This is a genomic window from Candidatus Dojkabacteria bacterium (assembly GCA_030583845.1).
Taxonomy (GTDB): Bacteria; Patescibacteriota; Dojkabacteria; order SC72; family JAHDCA01.
The window spans coordinates 732,895-754,792 of record CP129478.1; the positions used below are offsets into that span (position 1 = coordinate 732,895).

Annotated in this window: 18 protein-coding genes and 1 tRNA gene; 14 read left to right on the plus strand and 5 right to left on the minus strand. The window is 44.4% G+C overall.

From position 1 onward, the window contains the following. The first annotated feature begins 144 nt into the window (after window positions 1-144). The 4 genes from QY318_03360 to QY318_03375 all read left to right on the plus strand — a co-directional run bounded on the left by QY318_03360 (window position 145) and on the right by QY318_03375 (window position 3,837). Window positions 145-1,785 carry a glycosyltransferase family 39 protein gene (locus QY318_03360; protein ID WKZ30861.1) on the plus strand — a complete coding sequence of 547 codons (1,641 nt, stop codon included), beginning with the start codon at window positions 145-147 and terminating at the stop codon, window positions 1,783-1,785. Between the two features lie 208 nt (window positions 1,786-1,993). Continuing rightward, a complete protein-coding gene (locus tag QY318_03365; GenBank protein ID WKZ30862.1) occupies window positions 1,994-3,115 on the plus strand; it encodes a glycosyltransferase in 1,122 nt (373 codons plus the stop codon). Between the two features lie 222 nt (window positions 3,116-3,337). Continuing rightward, on the plus strand, window positions 3,338-3,625 hold the full coding sequence (locus QY318_03370; protein ID WKZ30863.1) for a hypothetical protein: 288 nt from the start codon (window positions 3,338-3,340) through the stop codon (window positions 3,623-3,625). Beyond that, entirely contained in the window at window positions 3,622-3,837 is a 216-nt protein-coding gene (locus QY318_03375; protein WKZ30864.1) for a DUF456 domain-containing protein, read from the plus strand. Before QY318_03370 ends, QY318_03375 begins: the two co-directional genes overlap by 4 nt. On the opposite strand, the gene QY318_03380 is transcribed toward QY318_03375, so the two are convergent. Both QY318_03380 and QY318_03385 read right to left on the minus strand, forming a co-directional pair. Next, entirely contained in the window at window positions 3,823-4,659 is an 837-nt protein-coding gene (locus tag QY318_03380; GenBank protein WKZ30865.1) for a hypothetical protein, read from the minus strand. The two genes, QY318_03375 and QY318_03380, sit on opposite strands and share 15 nt — an antisense overlap. A 2-nt stretch (window positions 4,660-4,661) precedes the next feature. Continuing rightward, window positions 4,662-7,193 (minus strand): peptidoglycan DD-metalloendopeptidase family protein, encoded by a 2,532-nt coding sequence (locus QY318_03385; GenBank protein WKZ30866.1) that lies wholly within the window; start codon window positions 7,191-7,193, stop codon window positions 4,662-4,664. Window positions 7,194-7,346: 153 nt separating this feature from the next. Between QY318_03385 and QY318_03390 the strand changes: the two genes are divergently transcribed. After that, complete coding sequence (locus tag QY318_03390; protein ID WKZ30867.1) at window positions 7,347-10,343, plus strand: SEC-C metal-binding domain-containing protein; 2,997 nt, start codon at window positions 7,347-7,349, stop codon at window positions 10,341-10,343. A 2-nt stretch (window positions 10,344-10,345) separates the two neighbouring features. On the opposite strand, the gene QY318_03395 is transcribed toward QY318_03390, so the two are convergent. Beyond that, complete coding sequence (locus QY318_03395) at window positions 10,346-11,947, minus strand: P-loop NTPase fold protein (protein ID WKZ30868.1); 1,602 nt, start codon at window positions 11,945-11,947, stop codon at window positions 10,346-10,348. A 213-nt stretch (window positions 11,948-12,160) separates the two neighbouring features. Here QY318_03395 and QY318_03400 point away from each other — a divergent pair, with 213 nt between their 5' ends. From QY318_03400 to recO, 4 genes are read left to right on the plus strand one after another with little or no spacing between them, the layout of a single operon-like run. Then, a complete protein-coding gene (locus QY318_03400) occupies window positions 12,161-12,769 on the plus strand; it encodes a hypothetical protein (GenBank protein ID WKZ30869.1) in 609 nt (202 codons plus the stop codon). A gap of 51 nt (window positions 12,770-12,820) precedes the next feature. Then, window positions 12,821-13,972 carry a glycosyltransferase gene (locus tag QY318_03405; protein ID WKZ30870.1) on the plus strand — a complete coding sequence of 384 codons (1,152 nt, stop codon included), beginning with the start codon at window positions 12,821-12,823 and terminating at the stop codon, window positions 13,970-13,972. After that, complete coding sequence (locus QY318_03410) at window positions 13,956-15,110, plus strand: glycosyltransferase (protein WKZ30871.1); 1,155 nt, start codon at window positions 13,956-13,958, stop codon at window positions 15,108-15,110. Before QY318_03405 ends, QY318_03410 begins: the two co-directional genes overlap by 17 nt. After that, on the plus strand, window positions 15,107-15,739 hold the full coding sequence (recO, locus tag QY318_03415; protein ID WKZ30872.1) for a DNA repair protein RecO: 633 nt from the start codon (window positions 15,107-15,109) through the stop codon (window positions 15,737-15,739). Before QY318_03410 ends, recO begins: the two co-directional genes overlap by 4 nt. A gap of 1 nt (window position 15,740) precedes the next feature. Here the strand turns inward: recO and QY318_03420 are convergent, their stop codons facing one another. Next, window positions 15,741-16,916 carry a serine hydrolase gene (locus QY318_03420; protein ID WKZ30873.1) on the minus strand — a complete coding sequence of 392 codons (1,176 nt, stop codon included), beginning with the start codon at window positions 16,914-16,916 and terminating at the stop codon, window positions 15,741-15,743. Between the two features lie 170 nt (window positions 16,917-17,086). Between QY318_03420 and QY318_03425 the strand changes: the two genes are divergently transcribed. From QY318_03425 to QY318_03445, 5 genes are all read left to right on the plus strand, one after another. Then, window positions 17,087-17,159 (plus strand) — tRNA-Lys (locus tag QY318_03425). A 111-nt stretch (window positions 17,160-17,270) separates the two neighbouring features. Next, window positions 17,271-18,476, plus strand: coding sequence for a DKNYY domain-containing protein (locus QY318_03430; GenBank protein WKZ30874.1), 1,206 nt, complete (start codon window positions 17,271-17,273; stop codon window positions 18,474-18,476). Window positions 18,477-18,728: 252 nt separating this feature from the next. Further along, window positions 18,729-19,709, plus strand: coding sequence for an Ldh family oxidoreductase (locus QY318_03435; GenBank protein ID WKZ30875.1), 981 nt, complete (start codon window positions 18,729-18,731; stop codon window positions 19,707-19,709). A 15-nt stretch (window positions 19,710-19,724) separates the two neighbouring features. Continuing rightward, the gene (locus QY318_03440; protein ID WKZ30876.1) at window positions 19,725-20,138 is read left to right on the plus strand and encodes a VOC family protein; all 414 of its coding nucleotides are present in this window, start codon (window positions 19,725-19,727) and stop codon (window positions 20,136-20,138) included. Window positions 20,139-20,191: 53 nt separating this feature from the next. Then, window positions 20,192-20,893: a hypothetical protein gene (locus QY318_03445; GenBank protein ID WKZ30877.1), complete on the plus strand. Its 702-nt coding sequence runs from the start codon at window positions 20,192-20,194 to the stop codon at window positions 20,891-20,893. Window positions 20,894-20,948: 55 nt separating this feature from the next. On the opposite strand, the gene QY318_03450 is transcribed toward QY318_03445, so the two are convergent. Next, window positions 20,949-21,782 (minus strand): class I SAM-dependent methyltransferase, encoded by an 834-nt coding sequence (locus QY318_03450; protein ID WKZ30878.1) that lies wholly within the window; start codon window positions 21,780-21,782, stop codon window positions 20,949-20,951. Between the last annotated feature and the right edge of the window lie 116 nt (window positions 21,783-21,898).

Genomic DNA, 21,898 nt, shown 5'->3' on the forward strand with positions numbered 1-21,898 from the left:
TTATACTTTTACTTTAAGCGGCTTCGTTTCCAAGAGCTTCGGGAGCTGAAAGGAACCACAAAGGATTTAATATATATTCTTTTGATCGGCTCGATACACTGTGTTTTACTTGGCTCCTTCTCGGAGTGGACAGTAAGGGGCGAGATGGACGCGGGTAGATATGTCAGCATAGCGTACAGTTATGCTGGAGATGGGGCTTATAAAGAAGAGGTGATAGAAGGTTCTGTCTGTAATTCTGCACTTATATGCAGAGAGGATGGGTCTGCAGTCACTCAGTATCTCCCGATGTATCCGATCATATTGTCATACGGAAACCTCATCAAAGGTTATTTTGGTATGAAAGTCATCCAGATCCTAGTTAGTTTTATGAGTGCGGTTACTTTCTATGTGATCCTGAAAAGACTTTTTGGTAAGTATGAGACTATAATTGCCCTCGGCTTAATGCTGTTTTCTTTTAACGCAATCCAGTTGAACTACTCTAAAGAGTTTATGACTGAGGTGTTTGCACAATCACTTATGCTTCTAATTGTATGGCTGTACTTGTTAAATAAGGAGAAAGAACAGTCGATAATTACTTCTATAGCAGTAGTGTTGCTCTCGGTGCTGTTTTTAACAAAGCTTGATGCGATAGTTATATCTCTGATTCTTCCTGTGTACTATTTAACGCGGTCTTTGCATAAAAAGTCCAAGTGGGACGACTATTTCTTGGTACTTAGCCTTCTGGCTACAGCGTTATTTATGTACTTTTTTTCGCAACCATATATTAATAAGACGATTGGTGGCACTGCTTCGAGACCGCTGCCAGTTTATATTTTAGTAGCAGTGTCTGTGGCTCTATCGTTTATATTTATATTGTCACACACTCATCTTATTTCGAGATTTAAGTCTGTGAGTGGTTGGTGGAGAAAACGCATTGCACTTCTTTTAGCTTTAATGTTTATGGTGGTATCTGCGGTCGTCTTTATATCTACGGCATATACTATAACCACTGCTCCTATTACTGAACAGAATATTGAGTTAATAAACCTCGTTCGGCTCAATTATTTTTATCCCGTTTATATTACTATCATTGGGTTATTAGGGCTTTCGCTACTCATGTATAGACGACATAGTGAAAGCGTTGTGATATTTATAGTTGGAATCCTTGCGCTACTTCCAATACTCGAATCAAGTCATTCTAGTCCCTTGTACTGGTGGTCAAGACGATATCTATTTATTACAATTCCAGTTACATTGCTGGCATACTGTTATGTAATATATGCTGGAAGGCTGAATAAAAGAGTATACATTGCGCTGATATCCTTGACCTGCTCAGCTGTCCTAATTACTGCCTATATGGCCTCCACATCTTTCGGTTTTATACAAAATCGTGGCTCGGATGAAACAACGAGGTCGGCTTTTATTCATATAGAACCTGATAGTGTAATTGTTTACTCTTCTGGTTATTCCGAAGTGTCATATCTGTCACAACTTACACATAGATACAACATCGATGGCTATATCCTTGACTCGAATACAATGGGAGATGTTGAACAAGTTCTACCATTAGCTAAATATAAGGTAATATACTTAGCTAATATCGCTAATGCTCAGGATACGTTGAAAATGCAAATATCCGGCCACGAATATGTTCAGTCAAACTGTACTGATATACATATAAGCTACGAGAGACCTGGAGCCAAGAGTCTTGTCTGTGCTGACCTAGGGTTGTTCTGCTCATGGGATACCTTCATATCTTGGGAGGATGTTAACAATTCGTATAAAATCTGCGAGTATAGTCGGTAGGTCTTTATCTTCGGATGTTCTGGTCATACCCGAAGAAATGAAATGAGGATGATTTTAATATTATGCCAGAACTGCCACGTCATTGATTTTTGTTCAACAGTACTAGTGTCAATCAGCATATTGATATAAACAGTATTGCTATGGTTCCACATCGAGTGAAATTTGATAATGATGTGACAGCGTAGTCAGCCTGGGGTATCATAAAACTGTGAACATCATCATCGACACAACACCAACCCAGTCCAAACCATACTCCGGTATCGGCATTGCCACCAAGAAAATCACCGAACAACTAGTCCGCAACAACCCCAAGGTCACCTACCACCTAATCCTACATACAGATGCAGAAAGCACCCTAGACCCCGCCGTGAAAAATGCAGACAACGTGATCCTGTATGACGCTGGAGTGCTTTTCCCAGGCTACCTCAACCCACTGACATACACTCTGCACTTGAAGCCAGTGATCGAGTATATATATCGCGAGATTCCCGAGTCAGTCTACTTCGCTACCTACTTCTGGCAGGGGCATCCCGCCGGCTATCATCCAACCGCTGTCATGATCTATGACTTCGCCATGCCTATGCTGGACATGTATGCGAATAAAGGTGTGATTGTGAATGCTTTGCGTAAGCGTGAATATTGGTTTTGGCAAAATCGTACAGCTCGTGCGGATGCAATAATCGCAATCTCCGAGTCGACCGCTCGCGACTTCCTGAAATGCTACAAAGATTATCCTGAAGAGCGTGTTTACAAGGCATTCATGGGTGTTGAGCTAGAGAAGATGTCGGCAGAGGCGCGTGCAGAATCAGGCTCTCCCGAGAGTGAGGCTAAAATTTTAGCGAAATACCTGCCCAAAGATTGGAAAAAGAAAAAGTACCTGATCTACATGGGTGGCAACATACAGCGCACCAAGAATAACGAGGGTGTCGTGTACAGCTACCAAGAGATGTTGAAGAAGCTCTCAAGCGACGGAGTCTCAAAAGCTGAGGCTCCATATCTGGTGATCGCCGGTGCCGCTTACGAGATCGACAGTGCGCCAGTTAAAGATTTCAAGCAGATGATCAAGGATATCGGGCTGAAGGACAAGGTGGTGTTTTCTGGTTTCTATGAGCCGGAGCATAAAGAGCTGTTGTTGAAAAATGCATTTGCCTTTACCCATCTGTCCCACTATGAGGGCTTTGGCCTGGCGGTGGCTGAGGCGATGCGAGCTGGGACTCCTGTGGTAGTGAGTGAGACATCCAGTCATCCTGAGGTCGTGGGCGATGCCGGTATGTTGGTGGATGGGAAGGATTACAAGAAGGTTGGCGAGGCGTATGTGACGCCTGTATAAGGATCGAGAGTATGCTGGGAAGCTGGGGCGGAGGGGGAGTAAGTACTCTGAAAGATTCACTTGGGAGAAGTGCGCGGGTGAGGTCGAGAAGGTCTTGGAGGGTGTCTACAGGGAGTATTTCCCTGATGCAAAGAGCCGCAAAAAGCGCAAAACAAGGTAGTGGCTTCTTATGCTGGTCGCACGTATAATTGACCTGATTTTGAGATTAACTCTTCTAATTCAATGGTAATTGAAATCTTGGCTCTGCTCGGTTACGTGCTGGTCGCGCTGTTGGTAGTAGCGGGACTTGTACTTAGCGCTATCAATCTACCAGGCATCTGGCTGGTGTTTCTTGCATCTTTGCTTGCTGCATTCATCAATAGATTCGACGAGATTAGCTGGCCTTGGATTATTCTATTTTTGTTTATGGCGATCGCAGGGATCTTTGTTGGACAACCTGATCGTGCTCTTTCAGCGCCAAGAAGTTTGGCGCAGGAAAGTGGGGGATTGTTGGGGCGATACTGGGGATGATTGTCGGCTTCTTTGTCGGAGGATTCGTCGGTGTAATTGTGGGGCCGTTTGTTGGTGTGGTGATATTTGAGCTGTTGATTGATAAGAAAGAGATCAAGGCAGCACTCAAGTCTGGGCTTGGCACCGTGGTTGGTTTCATTGCTTCGGTTTTCTTGAAGTTTGGGCTTTCAATGTCGATTGTTGGGATAATGTTGCTGCTATTGGTAGGATAGTAGGAGTCTGTGACTTATAGAGGGATATTTCGTTAAAACGGCTTGGCATTCCTTGGCCTGTGCGATAAGATCAGTGTCAGATGAGACAGGCATAACTAAGTAAGAGCTCTTTTCGAAAGCAGTCGAGACTATTTCTACGATCCAGAGATTCCTGGACATATCAATTAGGGCAATCTGTTTGGCATCTGCCGAAGGATAGCCGGCTTTGAAGTTATTCGGCATCTGCAGGCCAATGTTTTGATTACCGACCATTAGCTCTGTCTCCTCCTGGCCACTAATAATTACATCACTTCCAGGTGTTTTTGCTTCGGCTAGCTGTCGTGTACCGCCTTCGTACTGGTAATACTTCTCTGGGGCTCCGTGATAATTGTTTGTCAGCAAGATAGAGGTAGGTGAGCAGTTGAGTGGCCTGACAGTTTGGTGAAGCTCAATAGTGTCGATACTCTTCCGTTCCGAATCTAAAATCGTGATGCTAGTCGCAAACTGATCAGGAGAGAATATAACGGAGTTGCTATATTGGCAGAAGAAAACTTCACGACCGTTGTAGCCTGCAACCTCACCCTCTGGATGTTCAGCTAGAATTTTACTCACTCTATTTTTCGGATCATGTCGAGCCAGGAGGGTGGGTGTGTGGATTATAAGCTCTTCATCTATCCATTCAACAAGGCTTACGCTCGAAAATTCACCAATAGGGTAGAGCAGGATCTTTGGTTTCGACTCTGGCTCATTCCTACCTTTTCCGACAAACCACACAATCGGTATAGCTGGAGCGAACAGAAGGAATAATGATAGCGAAATAATTAATAGCTTGAATCTTCTCATGATTAGTAACTTGGATGTGGATTATTTCCTGTCAATCTTCCAGGATTTGCGTTGGCTCCAAGAGTCGGGATCTTGCTCCAGTCAACATCCAAATGTGGCACTGGGTCAGTGTTATCCTTTTGATCCTTGCTCTTGCGCAGCTCGAAGTGGAGGTGGTATGCGAGAGGTTGGCAATTATATGCACCGCTGTTGCCGCTTACTCCAACCTGGTCGCCCTTTTTGATATTCTCACCAACTCTCCAATCAATTCCACCGGCCTTTTTATAATTTTCTAGATGAAAGTAGAGTGAGCTCATGCCGTTACCATGATCAATCCTTAATATATTGCCACCGGATAGACATGGGCCGTAGTAGCTATCCCAACCTACAAATCCGATCTTCCCATTAGCGGTGGCAAAGAGTTTCTCGCGCGTACTGCCAAAATCTATACCGGTGTGGTGGTCATTGAAGGCAGTTTTGCCCCACCATTGAGTTACTCCAATCATTTTGGCAAACGGGTATTTAAAATACTTCTCGATCAATGTCCTATCCTCAATCTGGTTGATAGTGCTGCTATTAGAAGTTTTAGAAGTGCCGTTGATTTGCAGCCAGAAGCCACCCTTTATTCGTGTCGCGAGATTAAGTTCGAATGCAATAGTAGCAGCTTTTCCTTTATATGTTTCGCCGTTTGAGAAAAGCGAGTGTATATTTTCATCGACATTGGATGATTGATACTCGCGAGTACTTTTATTGTTTAGGACTAATTTAGCAGCTCCGATGCTTGTGACTATGACTTTTTCAGAGCTATCCTTAAATGGTAGGCAGAATGTGGTGAAAGCGTGTGGGATCTTGCACTTATAATAATCAATATCCAGAGTCACATTTCTTTTAAACTGTGAGACGGCATTAATCCAGTAGTTTTTCTGATCCACTTTTATCTGACTCACCTGCTTGAGATTTGGTGCGCCAAACTTACAGGAAACAACACGAAGAGTTTTCAGATCTAGGTTGGCCTCAACCTTGCACCGATTGGCTGTGCTACTACGACTAGCGAGAGGAGATCCAAGAACAGATCTCAGCTCCTCAGCTGTGGATTCAGTTCCGAGCACTGCCTCGGTTGGAGCTACAAATTTGATTGGAACTGATCGCTCACTCTGATTACCCGCAGCATCCAAGCTAGAAGCACTGTACGAGTACTCTTTCCCGGGCTCCCACTGCTCGACCAGTAAAAGTGGTTGACTCAACTCACCACCAGAAATGTTTTTAATTATCACACCATTCTCGAGTACTCTCACCGCGTTATCAGCATCCACTGAGATCTTAGCGCTGATGCTTTTAGCCAGCACGTCTGGCAAGAGTTCAATTACTGGAGTAGACGGAGGCGTCCAGTCGGTTATAAAACTAACCGACGACTCAGAGCTGTTGCCCGCACTGTCGACACCAACTACCTTCAGCAAGTTCTCGCCCTCCTTATCTGTGTTCACACTGCTCACCGGGAGTGAAATCTCTGCCTCATTTATATACAGCTTATACTCGCTATCAGCCTCCATGCCGCTTAGCTCGACAGGGACTACATGCTTGTTTGTAAGCAGCCCGTTCGTTGGGTAAAGGATTCGAACAGCGCCTGGCGAGCTCCAATCGAGAGTGAGCCTACTCGGTGCTGTTGCCGATACGAGGTCGGAATTTCTTCTCCTGCTCTTCACGATCCATTCATATTCACCTTCACGCTCGAACTGATAGGTCAACGACTTTGCTTCGACCCACTCGCTTTGATAAACAGCTGAGCTATTCCGGCTAATCATCAGCTGATATTCCACGCCATCTTGCTGCTCATGCTTCCACTCAAATAGGATATTCCGATCCGCGCTATGCAACCCATCCACAGGAGTAAGTTCTGTCGCAGCAGCGACAGGCAGCTCCTCACCATACACAACTTCGAGATAAGGGATCTGATTTAGATTGCAACGCGGTGAATCCAGATGGTTCACACAATCTTTCGACCAGAAGAGTGCACCAGGGAGAGCCTCATCTAGCACCTTGATGCCATAGCCTCGCGGCCACCGGCTCTCATCGGCAAATTGCGAGCGAAAGATCTCGGTCACATCAAAGACCTCAACTCCTGCACCAATATTCTGATTCACCACCTGCTGATATCGCACATCAGGCAGAGCTGGCTGGTTGCTCCAATTCAGATTGCGATCTTCCCACAAAGCCGCTGTCTCAAACAGCTCCACAGTGTACTCCTCGCCGGCCATATCCCTGTATTCTGACAGATACAGCTTTGCCGAAACCAGATTCTCCTGTCTGACCTCTTCGTCCCTGATAACCGAGTAGTCAAACTTGAGATAGGTACGTGTTTCTCGTCGCGGTATTACACCATCGTAGCCTACCGAGAGATCTCGTGTGAGATACGAAGAAGATGTCGGATACCAGCGCTTTGTGAGCGTGTCTTGTGTGGGGTAGAGGATGAAGCGTTGATCTTCTGCGCTCGCAACCCCCGCGCAGATTAGGTAAAGGATGGCAGAAATGGCAGTAATCAATATTGATCTGAGCATATTTTCCAGTTCAAATTTATACCTACTCAGATTCTCTCAGTAAATTATTAAAATAAATTAAAATCTGCAGAAAACCGCGCAGCTCTACAGTTAAAGATTACTTAAGCCTCAGGTGATATAATCACAAAGTTCTACTTCAAATATTCCTAAAAAATGTTCAACCTAATATCGAAGCTGTTCGATTCAAACGATAAGCAGATTAAGAAAATCCAGCCCATAATTAATAAGATCAATGAGCTTGAGGATTGGAGCTCAAAGCTGTCCGATGATGAGCTTGCTGCAAAGACCACGGAATTCCGCAAAAAACTGGGAGTGGATATAAACAAGCTAGAGTGGGATTCGGAGTTTAACAAGCAAGAGGTCAAGGCAGAGCTGTTCGAGCTACTTCCGGAGGCATTCGCAATTGTCCGTGAGGCGGCCAAAAGATACACGGACCATAAGCACTTCGATGTGCAGATGGTGGCAGGCTATTTTCTCGCAGACAACAAGATCTCCGAGCTATTCACTGGAGAGGGAAAAACCAACGCAGCAAACCTACCTCTTTACCTCTATGCACTTACTGGTCGAAGCGCTCATCTGATTACAGTCAACGATTACCTCGCAAGACGTGACGGTGAGTGGAATGGGCATATCTTCAATCCACTTGGCATAAGTGTTGCGGTAGTAAATAATGGCGCCACATACAAATTCGTATCAGATGAGGAGGCGATCGAGCGCAAAGGCGACGATGCCAAGAACGCAATCAAAGAACGAGATAAGAAGCGGAAAGAGGCTGGAAGGCTCAAGCTCGACATGATGGACGGCACCAATCTGATAGAGGTGAGCAAGCAGGAGGCGTATGCATGTGATGTGGTGTATGGGACTAATAATGAGTTTGGCTTCGACTACCTCCGTGACAACATGGCTAGAAGATTGGGTGATAGGGTTCAGAGGAGATTGCATTTCGCGATTGTGGATGAGGCAGACTCAATCTTGGTTGACGAGGCGAGAACTCCGTTGATCATTTCGCAAAGCGCGCAAGCATCAAATGACCTTTATAAGCAGTTTGCTAATATAGTTAAGCAGATTAACAGGGACGAGCATTACACAATTGACGAGAAGACCAACTCCGTAGCTCTAAATGATGCTGGAATAGATCGATTAGAGAAGCTGCTGAAGACAGACAACATTTATGAAAATTCTCAATTCGCATACCATCTGGAAAATGCATTGAAGGCAAAAGAGCTCTATGTCCGCGACGACGAGTATATTATCCGCGATGGAGAGGTACTGATTGTGGATGAGTTTACAGGACGCGCAATGACAGGAAGGCGTTATTCAGAAGGTCTGCATCAGGCTATCGAGGCGAAAGAGGGAGTAGAGGTAAAGCGCGAGTCTCGAACACTTGCTACTATCACACTTCAGAACTATTTTAGGCTTTACGACTTTATGTCCGGTATGACTGCTACAGCTTTGACTGAGGCCGAGGAATTCTCAAATATTTATAAGCTTGATGTTGTGGTTGTGCCAACTAACAGGCCTGTGGTGCGGGAAGATCTGAATGACCTGGTATATCGCAGCGAGATGGGGAAATTCAAGGCAATTGTGAATGATATCAAAGAGCACCATGAGAAAGGACAGCCGATGCTTGTGGGTACTGCGTCAGTTGAGCGGTCAGAGATCCTCTCGAATATGCTCGACCAGGAGGGAATTCCACACGAGGTGCTGAACGCAAAGAATCACGAGCGAGAAGCAAAGATTGTCCAGAATGCTGGCCAGCTCGGTGCTGTCACTATCGCTACAAACATGGCCGGTCGTGGTACAGATATCGCACTTGGGAAAGGTGTTAAAGAGCTTGGCGGTCTATATGTGATCGGATCAGAGCGACATGAGTCTAGGCGAATCGACAACCAGCTACGAGGTCGATCAGGAAGACAGGGTGATCCAGGAACTTCGAGATTTTATGTCTCATTTGAAGATGAATTGATGCGGCTTTTCGCAGGTGAGAGAGTAAAGTCAATCATGAGCTCAATCGGCATGGATGATGATATGCCGATCTCGGCAGGTATGCTGGGAAACATCATCGAGAGCGCACAGAAGAAGGTCGAAGCATACAACTTCGACATCAGAAAGCGACTGGTTGAGTATGATGACGTGCTTAATCAGCAGAGAGACATTGTGTATGGATTGAGGAAGAGAGTGCTCTCTGTGATTGAGGATGGCGATAAGGCAGAGATAAAAGCAGTAAAGATCGATGAGAAGGTTTTGAAAAAGCTGGATATAAATGCAATCTTGGAGGATATTGATGGTTTCTCCTTAAAAGACAAGGAAAGTTGGGAGGTCGATCAGTTTAAGAAATATCCGCAGATTCACCGCCCTGCAAATTTCTGGATCTTGAAAAGGATTGTAGATCATGTGAGATATGTCGTCGCTGCACAGCTGCAAGATGATATGAAGATTGACAATGAGGAGGAGCGAAAGACGTTTGCTCAGGTGCAGTCACTGATGACTGACGAAATTACTGAGAGCGCCGCTAAAGCATTAGGCTACAAGGATTTCGGAGATTTCTTCAAAGATGTAGATTCGAGGAAAGATGCCGCTGAGAAAGAAAATCTATTGCTGCAGCTAGTAATTGTAGGGTTTATACAGCATATCGATGCAATTAATCCGAAAGCTGTTGGGGAGCTCAGCAGATTGCTCATTTTGCAGTCGATCGACAATTTCTGGATGGAGCATCTGGATGCTATGGGTGACCTACGAGAGGGTGTAGGCATGCGAAGCATGGCTCAACGAGATCCGCTTGTTGAGTATAAGAATGAAGGATTCCAGCTGTTCGAGAAGATGCTGAGCAGTGTTGACGATGCAGTTGTAAATAGGTTCTATAAAGTGCGCGTAGTGGAACGGGATGAAAGTGTAGCTCAGGCAAGAGCGATTCATGAGACTGTGGGAGCTATCGGTGGCGGATCGGTGAAAAGTGATGCAGGCAGCGCCTTGGATGCTAAAGTGCGTGCAGTAAGGCGAGATGCGGCGCAGTCACGCAAAGATGAGCGTCCTGGTGAGACCTCAAAGCAGAAAACTGTGGTACGTCAGGACCAGAAGGTGGGGAGAAATGATCCTTGTCCGTGTGGTAGCGGGAAGAAGTATAAGAAGTGTCACGGCAAGGGATTGTAGCCTTACACAGGAGATTCATGCGATACAAATTCGGAAATGAAAAGCTCCGACCGATCTTCACTTACTTTGACCAATGCATTTATCTTCGCGACAAGTCGCCCCAACCCGTCAAGGCTGTCGGAGAATCCTTTTGTCTGGCTGGCATAATTCCCTTGCTGAATCTGTTGCTCGTAGGACTCCCAAACAGTCGGAGACTTAGCGGTTCTTGGGCTAACTTGGCTAATAGCCTTAAATAGTGACAGTAGAAAAATCAGTGGTATAAAGCTTCGATTCTCAAGAAAACTTGCGTGGGTCAGCGACTTCTCCGTAAATTCTAAGTAATCCTTCGCAATATTTCTTGCGTAATAGACACTTCTTATGTTACTCAACGGGGCAATACTATCCTGATCATTTTCGTAAAGGTGGTCGTGCAAGATGCCATACTGCTCAGTAGCAGCCTCTGTATTGAAGTGTACACCCAGTAGTTTCTGTGCTTCATCGAGAAACACTTCTGTATATCGTTCTTTTGTAGGGGAGGGCAGAGGGATTATATCGTCAAAAAATTTTGTGCCACCGAGGAAAGCTTCTCCCTCCATAACCCACTTTTGTTCGTCTTTCGTGAGCATCTTTCCAATTACTTTGCTTAACATATGTTTGTCAAATGCAGTTACAACAGTAAGATGGTTGAACTGTGAAAGGTCTTTAGCAATCTTGAGGATGGAAACGAGGTACTGAGCGCGCACATCTCTTTCGATGTCATCAAGGAATACATACAGATCAATATGAAATGCCTCGATTACTTCGCTTATTCGCCGTTGTATGTCACTCGAAGACTTGCGCGGGAGCATAGTACTCATCACTTTATATAGGATCCCGTACTCTGGTTGTATCGTTGAGATTAGCTCTCCGTACTTTGCTAGGTCGGCATAGAGATTAAATCCTGTTTCTCGCTCTATTTCTAAGGCAATTTTCTCTAAGATCATGGAAAGTATGTCGTTGTAGGTGGTAGCTCCTAGGAAAGATGCGTATATAACTACATTTTTGCTTTGGGTCTGTTGTGGTTTCTTCAATCCCTTGATCATCTCAGCAAGGACGAATGACTTCCCGGTACCCCATCCTCCAGTGATAGCGACTGAACTCTTACTAGTGTTCTGGATAGCTGCTAGTGCTTTGTCTCTAACCTCATCACGATCAAGTTTATCACCGCTCTGGTGAGACTTCAGAAAACTGGATAGATCTACGTCATCTTCATTGAGAGGTCTTTGCTTGTAACTACTCCCTACAAAGATAGCACCAATACCGAGAACGCCTAAAAGGAAATAATAGAAAATAATTACCGATTCCACATTACCCCCGCTATCGTCTGATTCCATTTTTGCCTCATAAAATTCAACTACTACCTCAGCGCGGGATTCAATATTTTCATCTAATGTTTGGAGCGCGTCGACAACCTTGTCAGCAGAAAGAATTAGTATAATGGAAAGGATAAGACATCCGACAAGCATTCGCACATAAGTATCTACAACTCCTTTAGTTCGAGAATTGAACTTAATAAGGGCAAACAAATGTTTTGAGTGGTAGCCAAGAAGAGCAAGTATTATAAGCGTGATGAAGAGGTATATCACTTCAGTTGTGGTTAATATTAAGTATTACCTTCCTAATATCACATTTGCGGAAAATGGTCTAATGTAGAAAGCCTCGTACTACAGGGTTTATTGACAGGACTATTTGCCTATATTATTCTGAACTATAAATAAAAGCTTTGGAGCGAGGAATTTCTAATATTGAATAGCTCCGGTTTTCAAGGCTGGTAATTTTAATCTCGACTTTGTTTTTTAATGACTGCCCCAAAAGCAAAGAAAATCTCGCCGAAGGAGAAGCAATCGGCCACAGTTGATGAGTCGATGAAGAAGCTCTCCGACGAGAAAGGGATTCAATTCGTTGTTTTCGCCCCAGTAAATGCCGATCCAGATGATGAGGATAGCCGTATCTATATGGTTTGTCCTGCGTCGCTTAAGGTTGTTGAGGTGGTAGAAAAGTCTGGCGAAGAGGCTGATGAGTATCTCACACGACTTGGCAAGACGAAGAAGAAGACCGAGCAGTCCTCGTCCACATTTATTGATGATCTAGGAGATGCTGTTGATGTGGATGATAGCTTGGTTCAGGATGGTAGTGGGTATAGCGCTGCGAAGAAAAAGAATGATGAGGAGGAGGAAGTGGCAGGAGAGCTTGGCAGTTTTGAAGATATTGAAGAGGATGTGGTCGCATTTGCAAACGACTCGTTGCTTGATATTTTCCCAGATGATGGCACTTCAGGAGATGCTACTTCTGCGGTATCAGATGTGGATATGGCTGATGCACTTGCACTTCTTGATCAGGATGACGAAGTTGGTGATATTGAGCTGGATGACTTCTCAGACGACGACGGGGAATTACCTTCTCTTTAGTATTCGCAATTTTTCCATGTATATAGTGGTTTCTGTGGTAAACTTCATTAAATGAAGTCAAAACCTATAGCCAAATTCTCAAAGATACGTGTAGCCGTTGTAACCGACTGGATGGCAACTCCAGGTGGAAGCGACAGGCTTATGGAGCAGCTCTTAAAGCTTTTCCCGCAAGCTGCGATTTTTACGTCGTACTATAATAGAAAAGCCTACCAAGGAACCTTCGCCGAAAATTATGAGGTCAAAACCTCATTTATCCAGAAGATGCCGTTTGTGAGATCATTGCATCGCCACTACAATGTTTTTACGCCGCTAGCATTTGAGAGTTTCGACTTTACAGGCTATGACCTGGTAATTTCATTAAGTGCTGGAGCAGCGAAGGGTGTTATTACAAAAGTAGATCAGCCGCATATTTCGATTATACTGACGCCGCAAAGGTCGCTGTGGGATCAGGAAAGCAATGTGCGAGGGTCACGTTTTCGATTTTTCTACAAGCTCGCTTCACCATTTATAGCGAACTATATGCGTAGCTGGGATATTGCAGCATTCCAGCGTGCCGACCTGCACCTTTCGATATCGAAATATATTGCAGACAAAGTGCGCAAAGTATATCGAGCCGATTCAGAGGTGCTATATCCTGGAATCGATGAGTGTTGGTTTGGCAATGAAATGCGAAGGCCTAATCAATATTTGCCAAAATCGTATTTTCTGGTCGTTTCAAGGCTGTACGATTATAAGCGAATCGACTGGGCGATTGAGGCATGCAAAAAAGCTCGTAAGAATTTGCTTATTGTCGGCGATGGTCCCGACAGAAGATATCTTGAGAAGAAAGCCGGCAATAGTAAATTCATTAACTTTCTAGGATGGGTAGATGATCTCGAATTGAAGTATCTTTATAAAAATGCCAAGGCCCTAATATTCCCTGGGGTAGAGGATTTCGGCTATACGCCTATTGAGGCGATGGCACTCGGTACACCCCAAGTCGCACTTCGCGAAGGCGGAGTTAAAGAAACCGTTGTAGAAGGCAAAACTGGTGAATTTTTCGAGTCTCAAGAAGAATTATGCGAAAAACTCGCCAAATTCAGCAAGCTAAAATATAATGAAAAAGAGATAGTTCGGAACGCAAAACGCTTTTCAGAAAGCCAGTTTCAGAAAAATTTCATTAAATACCTCAACCAGTTAAAGCTATATGCAGAAGAAAAGTAAAGTCGCATTCGTTATACATCCGCTATATACATGGGGTGGGGCAGAGGCGATGCTTAGAGATATGATACGAGTTTATCCGAATAGCGATGTGTATACCGCTTGGTACGACAAGAAGATTACCGACCAGCTCGGCATAAAAGGAAAAGTATATGCCAGCTACCTCCAAAAATTTCCACTCAAGAAGAAGTTGAGACAGGAGTTAATTCCGCTCCTTCCAAAGGCCTATAAGAAGATGGTAATCCAGAACTACGACCTCGTCTGGGTTATCTCGGATCAGTTCGAGAAGCAGATCACACTCAGAAATAACAACGTCGAGGTCTTAAATATCATGACGCCGCCAAGATTTCTCTGGATGGATACCCGCTCTACCGTCAACTTACCAAAGCCAACATATAAAGCGTACAAATCAATAGAAGATAAGCTGCACCCAAAATGGCAATCAATCGACAAGGCAGCAGTAAAGAGATTCAAATATATCTCCTCGATCTCAAACGATGTCCGCTCACGTGTCGCCAAGATCTATGGTGAGTACTCAGAAGTTCTCTACCCCCCAGTCAAGCTCGACCATATCCGCTTCACCAAGAGCATGTCGTCGCGAGAAAAGTGGTTCCTATACCTCGGCCGGATTGAGAGCTACAAAGGGATCGAGATGCTGATCGAGGCGTGCGCATTCTTGAAGCACCAATTGAAAATTGCTGGAACAGGCAGTGATATCGAGCGTATGCGCCAACTTGTCGCAGAGCTTGAAGCAACAGACTTAATAGAGATAATGGGGTTTGTATCGGAAGAGCAGAAGCTTGAGCTACTTGAAAAGGCGAGAGCGCTTGTTTTCCCAGTCAAAGACGAGGACTTTGGCATTGTGCCTATCGAGGCAATGGCCGCAGGCTGTCCGGTGATTGCATTCAATGGTGGCGGTGCAGCCGAAACGGTTGTGCACGGCAGTACAGGAATACTTTTCGACGACTACACGGCACAAGGCCTAGTAGATGCAATTCATGAATTTGAAATTCATGGCTTTAAGCCAAATGTAATCCGCTCACACGCACAGGAATTCTCCTACGAACGCTTCGAAAATAAGTTCCGCACCTATGTTGATGCGATAGCGAAAGAGACGTTATCCAAGCGCGGCGGGCAATGAATCAGTTAAAAGATCAGGTCATAATCATTAAATCAGTAAACTATTCAGAGGCGGATAAGATCCTCACAGTTTTCGGCCGAAATAGAGGGAAATTCAGCATCATCGCCAAAGGCATTCGCAAAATCACCAGCAAAAATCGCGGCAATATGCAGACCTTGTCGGTGACTGAGATCACATATTTTGAAGGGAAGAACCTGGGGATTTTGAAAGAATCTAATGCGGTCGTGCTGGTGCCGCCAGAGGATATTGATATGGATAGTGCGAAGCGGCTGCTTTTTGTCTTAAATAAGCTTCTTCCCGAAGCCGTGCCTGAAGAAGAGATATTCGAGATGGCGGTTGGAGTGATAAGTGAAGGTATTAAAGCGGAAGATTTAAACCGCTTCAGGATAAAGTTCCTACAAAACCTGGGATATATTAATGAGATGAGCCTGTGCAATGTTTGCGGCAAGAAAGTTGGTAAGCAGGACTATCTAGATCCACATGCATTTAAGGTGATTTGCGAAAACTGCGCCAGAAATATTAATGAAGTCTCGCGAGCATCGCACATCAGAATTAATGAAATCCCTATCGGCTCAAGTAGAATGGGCGAGCTGCTAGATCGAGTAATCGAGCAGGTGCTCCACGCTTAGTCTATTCAACAGCTGCGGCCACATCCTCAATTAGCTCTCCCCAAGCCAGATCCCCTTGCCCAGTACCAAACCGCACTATCACCATATTCTTCTCAGGGAAAACATAAATATATTGCCCAAGATGTCCCCATCCAGCGACGCTGTCCAGATCATCCTCTGCATCAGTGAGCCACCATCCGCGATTGTAGTGTAAATCATCACCATACTCAGGCACCGCATTCACCTCATTCATTTCCATCGAGTCCTCGATCCATTCAGATGAGATCAGCTGCTCACCATCCCATTCGCCTTTGTCTTGCACCAGTACTCCCAGCTTGGCGAAATCAATTGCACGAGCATTGATGCCACTCTCCATCTTTGTCATACCACCCTGCTCACTGTCGAGGCTCCACGAGCCCTCATACTCCATGCCTAGTCTGCTCCAAAGCTTCTGCTCGAAATACTCATACGCCTTCATCCCGGTAGCCTCCTCCAAGATCATGCCCAGAAGGATCGGGTTGTAGCTATTGTATTGAAACTCCTCGCCCGGCTCACCTGTGACCTGCAGGCTCATGACATGAGTCCGGAGATCTGGGTGGTAGTATGCTTTCGGCTTATCTCCCCAAGGGAGATCGTGATCCGCAAATTCGATCCCAGATTTCATCGAGAGCAGGTCCTCGATTGTCACATCTTGATAATCTGGGTCGGTGTCTGAAAGCTCTGGTAGATATTTCGTAACAGGATCGTCTAGGCTTTCGATTGCACCCTCTTCGATTGCGACTCCGATCATTAGGGCAGTAATTGACTTCGCAGTAGAGAAAGATGTGTTAATTGAGGTGCGCTCATATTCATTAAAATACTCCTCGTAGATAATCTTGCCATCCTTGACCACAATGAAGGCTGTAGTATCGTTCTCCTCCAAGAGGCGGTCTAATTCGACTTCGCTCCCCTGCTGTTCAAATTTCTGCTCGCCAAGTGACTGATCATCTGCTACCTCAAGGTAGTAGGGTGAGTCGCTTGCTATAAAGGTAGCTGCAGGGAATTTCTTGTAATCCTCAACATCTGACGCCTTCCAGGCAAACCATCTGCCGATGTATGTGTCGGTGCGGGTGGTGAGGTATAGATATGTCGTAAATAGTCCAACAAGCAGAACTGTCAGAACGGAAAAGGCGATTATGGTTTTCTTCGCTTTGATCATACTAGTATCAGTATACAACTTCTGAAATAGCTGTTGAATAAAGCGGAAAATGCTTATATAATTGCTACGACCATCCCGCCACGCCAGCTTATAATATGCTTAGTACATCTGTAAAGATTTTCTAAGGCGATAAGTTAGCGTAGCGGGACAGGCAAACCCCATTTGTATGTGGGCCAGTAGCTCAATTGGTAGAGCAAGCGACTCTTAATCGCTAGGTTCTGGGTTCGATTCCCAGCTGGCTCATTTTGTAATACCACCATTGGTGATATTACAAAATGAATGAGTGAAATTGAACCCAAGGTTCGTGAGGACGCATCCCACGCATGCAAGAAATAATAATGAAGATTTAGATATATGAATATATTCTCAAATCTATCCAAAAGAGTTTCTCGAACAAATGGGAAGATATCAAGTTTAGACAGAAGCCAGAAGCTACTAATCTTCGCCGCACTTTTCGTATTCATTGCATTGATAATTACTCCTCTGGGAGATCTCTACTTTAATAAACCTGAGAAGCCACAAGAGAGTACTTCTATAAAGACGAAGAAAAGCTGCTCGGTCTACGAGACAGAATCGATCGTGCCGCAGGCAGATGGCCAAAGTGTAGAAAGTGAAACTATCGCTAAAGATTTTACACGCAAATATGCTCCATCCGACTGCCAATTTTCCCCGGAGATTAGTATCGCATCGTTAGATACTGCTAGCTGTGAAAGGATTTCAACACACGTTATTGTAGATAAAAACAATGTATATAAATGGCAATATGATCCTGGTAGCTCGAATTACTCAACATATATTGTTGTAGAGGAAGCAGATGCGGAAAGCTTCACAAATCTGTATTGGAATTATTATAAGGATAATACAAATTTGTATTACGATACTGGAGAGAACCTGAGCATAGTAGATCAAATCAACCTGGAGTCTGTAGAGGTTCTTTCTGCGAGTTATATTAAGGATAAAAACGGAGTCTATTACGTCAGCTTCTCTGATGGTGAAGTAGATATTAGGCCAATACCTGGCTTTGATACTGCAACCTTTGCGGTTGTACAAAATCAGCACAATATACAGACATATTTTAAAGATAGGAATGGCGTATATTATTTCGGTTCGCAAGAAGCTGATCTTACACCTTCGGAAACAGTAATAAGTGAGGCGGATGTTGATACATTTATTGTTCTAAATACATATCTCTTGGCGAAAGATAAGAGCCATGTTTATTATGAGGGTATAGTAGTCCCAAGTGTAGATGCAGAGGCATTTGAAGAGCTTGGTGGCGGCTATTATAGGGATAGATCTAATGTTTATACAACAGGCATGAATAGGGCAGATTTTGAACCTCTCGACGATAGCGATCCGTGTACATTTGAATTGCTTGGTTATACTAGCGATTCAAATTGGTCGGGATATGCAAAAGACGAAAATCAAGTCTATTATCTCGGATCGGTAGTAGTCGGGGCTGACGCTGAAACTTTTCAAACAACACACTCCCAAGGGGTTTATGGAGGCTATGATAAAAACTACAGGTATCAGGGGAAGTATAGGCTGGAGGAACTTGAATAAGCCCTGTTGATTCCCAGATATTACTTCTGCAGAGTGATCTCATTCAAAACCATCGGTTCGTGAGGATGCATCCCACAAATGTAATGAGTGGCAGATGTGACGTCATACTGAGTCGATTGAGGTCTGCGAGCGCAGTGAGCAGATACCGAAATGAGACGTAGTGATTCTCAGCTTTCTATCTAACACACTGTCTTTGCCAAGCCAATTGGTTTATAATTGGCTGGGATCCACATAAACTATTATCTCTAATCAATGAAGGTCAAACTTACGGATTTAGAATCACTCGTATCTAAGGCATTGCTCAAATATGGATACTCGGAAGAAGAAGCGAAAGTCATCCAGAAGATCCTCCTATTTGCCCAGCTCCGAGGAAACAACCAGGGGGTAGTAAAGTTGATAGGAAACGGTATACCTCGCAATCCTGAAGGAGTAGCTCCAACAATTGAAAAAGAGACTCCCGTCTCAGCATTAGTAAATGGTAATAGTACCCATGCAATGGTTGTAATGGATATGCTTGTGGATATTGCGATTGGGAAGGCAGAGAAGTCAGGAATTGGAATCGCGGGTAATTACAATGGAGATGCTTCGACAGGGGCGATAGGTTACTACGTAAACAGGATAGCCGAGAAGGGATTAATAGGTATAGCATTTGCCTCAGCTCCATTTCAGACCACCGCACCATACGGCGCAACTGAGGCTAAATTTTGCACAAACCCAATGGCTTACGGTATCCCGACAGAGGGTGACCCGATCATTTTGGATATGTCTACTTCAACTATGGCCTATTACGGTTTAATTGAAGCGGAAACGGCGGGGAAAGATGTACCAGAGGGTACTGGTTATGATAAGGACGGAAAGGAAACGACCGATCCTGCAGAAATAATGTCCGGTGCATTAAAAACTTTTGGTGGTCATAAAGGATCGGGCCTCGCACTAATAGTGCAGATCTTCGCTGGGGCATTAGTAAATGCAGATTCGTTTAACAATGATAGTGAAAATGCTGGAAATTTGGTTATTGCGATTGACCCGGCAATCTTCTTGACTCAAGATGATTTCAAAAAGAGGGTGTCAGAGATCGTAGCAAATGTGAAATCAGCGAGAAAGCTGGAAGGTGTCGATGAGATCCTGATTCCAGGCGAGCGGGGTAATAAGGTTATGGAATCAGCTATGAAGAGAGGGGAGATCGAGATAGAGGAAAATCTATATAAAGAGTTAATGGCAGTTGCTAAGTAATTTCATTTGAGAAACATGAAAAGCCACCTTTATCACATCCAACTCAACATCGACTTCGCCAACCGAGACTTCTACAAAGAGCTAATGGAGTTCATGGGCTGGAGCGTGATCTTTGAGAAACCAGAATCCACAATCGGATTTCGAAGTGAGACCAACGGCGACCTCTGGTTTATACACGCTGATCATCAAGAGGATACTGATTACGACGCAAGAGGGATGAACCACATCGCTATCCGTGTCGAGAATCAAGCCGATATCAACCAGATTCAAGCTCACCTAGAAAGTAACGGTGTGAAGATGCTTTTCGGTACGCCACTGCACAGACCAGAGTTTGCAAGCAAAGAGGGTGAGACCTATTACCAGATTATGTTTGAGTCACCGGATAAGATCTTGTGGGAGATAGTGTATATCGGAGCAAAGTGTGGGTAGATTCTATTAATCGCAGCTGTAGAAAGTCAACTTGTAGAAATATGGGAGAAAAGATGAAATACGAAAAGTACAATCTAGTAGATGAGGTGGAGAAGATCTCAGATCACCTGAAGGTGTGGGGTAAATTTGGGTGGAAGGAGATGGACGGTGATTTCACCAAAAAAGAGTGGAAGCAGGACGACATGTACGAAGAATATTGCTGTGATTTGCAACGGGATATTACCCCTGCTACGAAAAAACTCAGTGAGATAGAAGGCCGATACATCAAACTCCAAAAAGAAATTAATAGGTCAATATGGACTGAGCTAGCAGGGAAGCCGAAATGGTCTAAGTCAGTCTCGAATCTACTTGGATGCAGCGGTCTGATAGTTGCTTTCGTGCTGTCCTGGCTAATTAGTACCCTCTTAATCGGTCTGATCGCAAGCTCGACCTCATTTGAGCACGTTGGAGTCCCATACGCCTGTCTGCTGATACTAAATTTCATACTGATTATCTCGGCTTTCCTATTCATTGACATCAGAATTCGGAAGGGCAAAATCAGAAGACTTAGGCCGCGTGCTAAGGCGATGTACAATGAAGACAAAGAGATAGTTAGAAAAAGAGCTGAATTGAAGTATCTACTCGGAGAACTCAAGAAGCTTTCATATGAACAAAAGGAAATAGATCACTACTTTAAGTACCGTGTTGAGTTCAGTGAAGTTGGCTACGGTTTCCCACTCTACACATTCGAGTACTACGACACAGACTCGCTCTAAAGCCCCTCGCTAAGCCTCTCCCTACTAATCACCGCATCATCGCAAAGAACTCTTACTACCGTGGTTTCTCTCCCGAAAACACTCCATACTCCAGCACACCTTTCTCAATCAAAAACTTACTATTCCTCGCCGACACCGTATGTCCAAGCGATCCATAGGTCAGCCTAGCCTTCTCCAGCAAATAGATCACAGGCAACATGATTGTCCCATATCGATAGTAGATATCTAAAGTCTTCTTTACCCCCTCATTCTTACTGTCAAACTTAACATCCTTAAACCCCACAGACTCCATATCCTCATGGAATCTCTCCTTAAACGCCAGATTATCCAGCGCAAACCCATCCAGAAATTCTTTATAAACTTTCTCCTCTTTTACGGAGAGCTTCTCTTTGATCCTATACGCATCCAGCACTGCTACCCTGCCTTTTGGTCGGAGTAGTCGGTACGCCTCCTTCAGGAAATCCCGCTTATCAATTGCATAGCAAACACTTTCTATGCCAAAAATCTTGTCGAACGAACCATCCTCAAATTTCGTGTCGGTGTAATCCCGTAACAGAAATTTAACTCTGTCTGCTGCTGGTGAACCAGCTGCATACTGTTCAGCAAGCGAAAGCTGTGAAGGTACTACAGTTATCCCAGTAACCTCTGTATCAAATCCCTCTGCGATCATCAATGAAGTCCCCCCGACACCGCACCCTGCATCAAGCACCTTGTCCCCATCCTTCACCTGCAAAGCCTTAATTACAACTCTACTCGTATTTAATGACGCATCTTTGTACTCGGTAATTCCTTCTTCCCAGATAGGATAGTGCAAATGGCGCACATTGCGATAGAATATATTCTTTGAGTAGTAATCGTTGATTGGATCTTCTGAGAGTCTTATCTCCATATGAGATATAGTACATTTTTTTAACAGAATTGTCGCCGTATCAGCTTCCTGACTGATGTCACCTATTATCACAGGTGGTGATTCTAGCCAGTCATATCAAATATTTATGCATAGTA

Coding starts and splice junctions, on each gene's coding strand:
- QY318_03360 (WKZ30861.1), top strand. CDS start 145: ATGGACGCGGGTAGATATGTCAGCATAGCGTACAGTTATGCTGGAGAT.
- QY318_03370 (WKZ30863.1), top strand. CDS start 3,338: ATGGTAATTGAAATCTTGGCTCTGCTCGGTTACGTGCTGGTCGCGCTG.
- QY318_03375 (WKZ30864.1), top strand. CDS start 3,622: ATGATTGTCGGCTTCTTTGTCGGAGGATTCGTCGGTGTAATTGTGGGG.
- QY318_03380 (WKZ30865.1), bottom strand. CDS start 4,659: ATGAGAAGATTCAAGCTATTAATTATTTCGCTATCATTATTCCTTCTG.
- QY318_03385 (WKZ30866.1), bottom strand. CDS start 7,193: ATGCTCAGATCAATATTGATTACTGCCATTTCTGCCATCCTTTACCTA.
- QY318_03390 (WKZ30867.1), top strand. CDS start 7,347: ATGTTCAACCTAATATCGAAGCTGTTCGATTCAAACGATAAGCAGATT.
- QY318_03400 (WKZ30869.1), top strand. CDS start 12,161: ATGACTGCCCCAAAAGCAAAGAAAATCTCGCCGAAGGAGAAGCAATCG.
- QY318_03405 (WKZ30870.1), top strand. CDS start 12,821: ATGAAGTCAAAACCTATAGCCAAATTCTCAAAGATACGTGTAGCCGTT.
- QY318_03410 (WKZ30871.1), top strand. CDS start 13,956: ATGCAGAAGAAAAGTAAAGTCGCATTCGTTATACATCCGCTATATACA.
- recO (WKZ30872.1), top strand. CDS start 15,107: ATGAATCAGTTAAAAGATCAGGTCATAATCATTAAATCAGTAAACTAT.
- QY318_03420 (WKZ30873.1), bottom strand. CDS start 16,916: ATGATCAAAGCGAAGAAAACCATAATCGCCTTTTCCGTTCTGACAGTT.
- QY318_03430 (WKZ30874.1), top strand. CDS start 17,271: ATGAATATATTCTCAAATCTATCCAAAAGAGTTTCTCGAACAAATGGG.
- QY318_03435 (WKZ30875.1), top strand. CDS start 18,729: ATGAAGGTCAAACTTACGGATTTAGAATCACTCGTATCTAAGGCATTG.
- QY318_03440 (WKZ30876.1), top strand. CDS start 19,725: ATGAAAAGCCACCTTTATCACATCCAACTCAACATCGACTTCGCCAAC.
- QY318_03445 (WKZ30877.1), top strand. CDS start 20,192: ATGAAATACGAAAAGTACAATCTAGTAGATGAGGTGGAGAAGATCTCA.
- QY318_03450 (WKZ30878.1), bottom strand. CDS start 21,782: ATGGAGATAAGACTCTCAGAAGATCCAATCAACGATTACTACTCAAAG.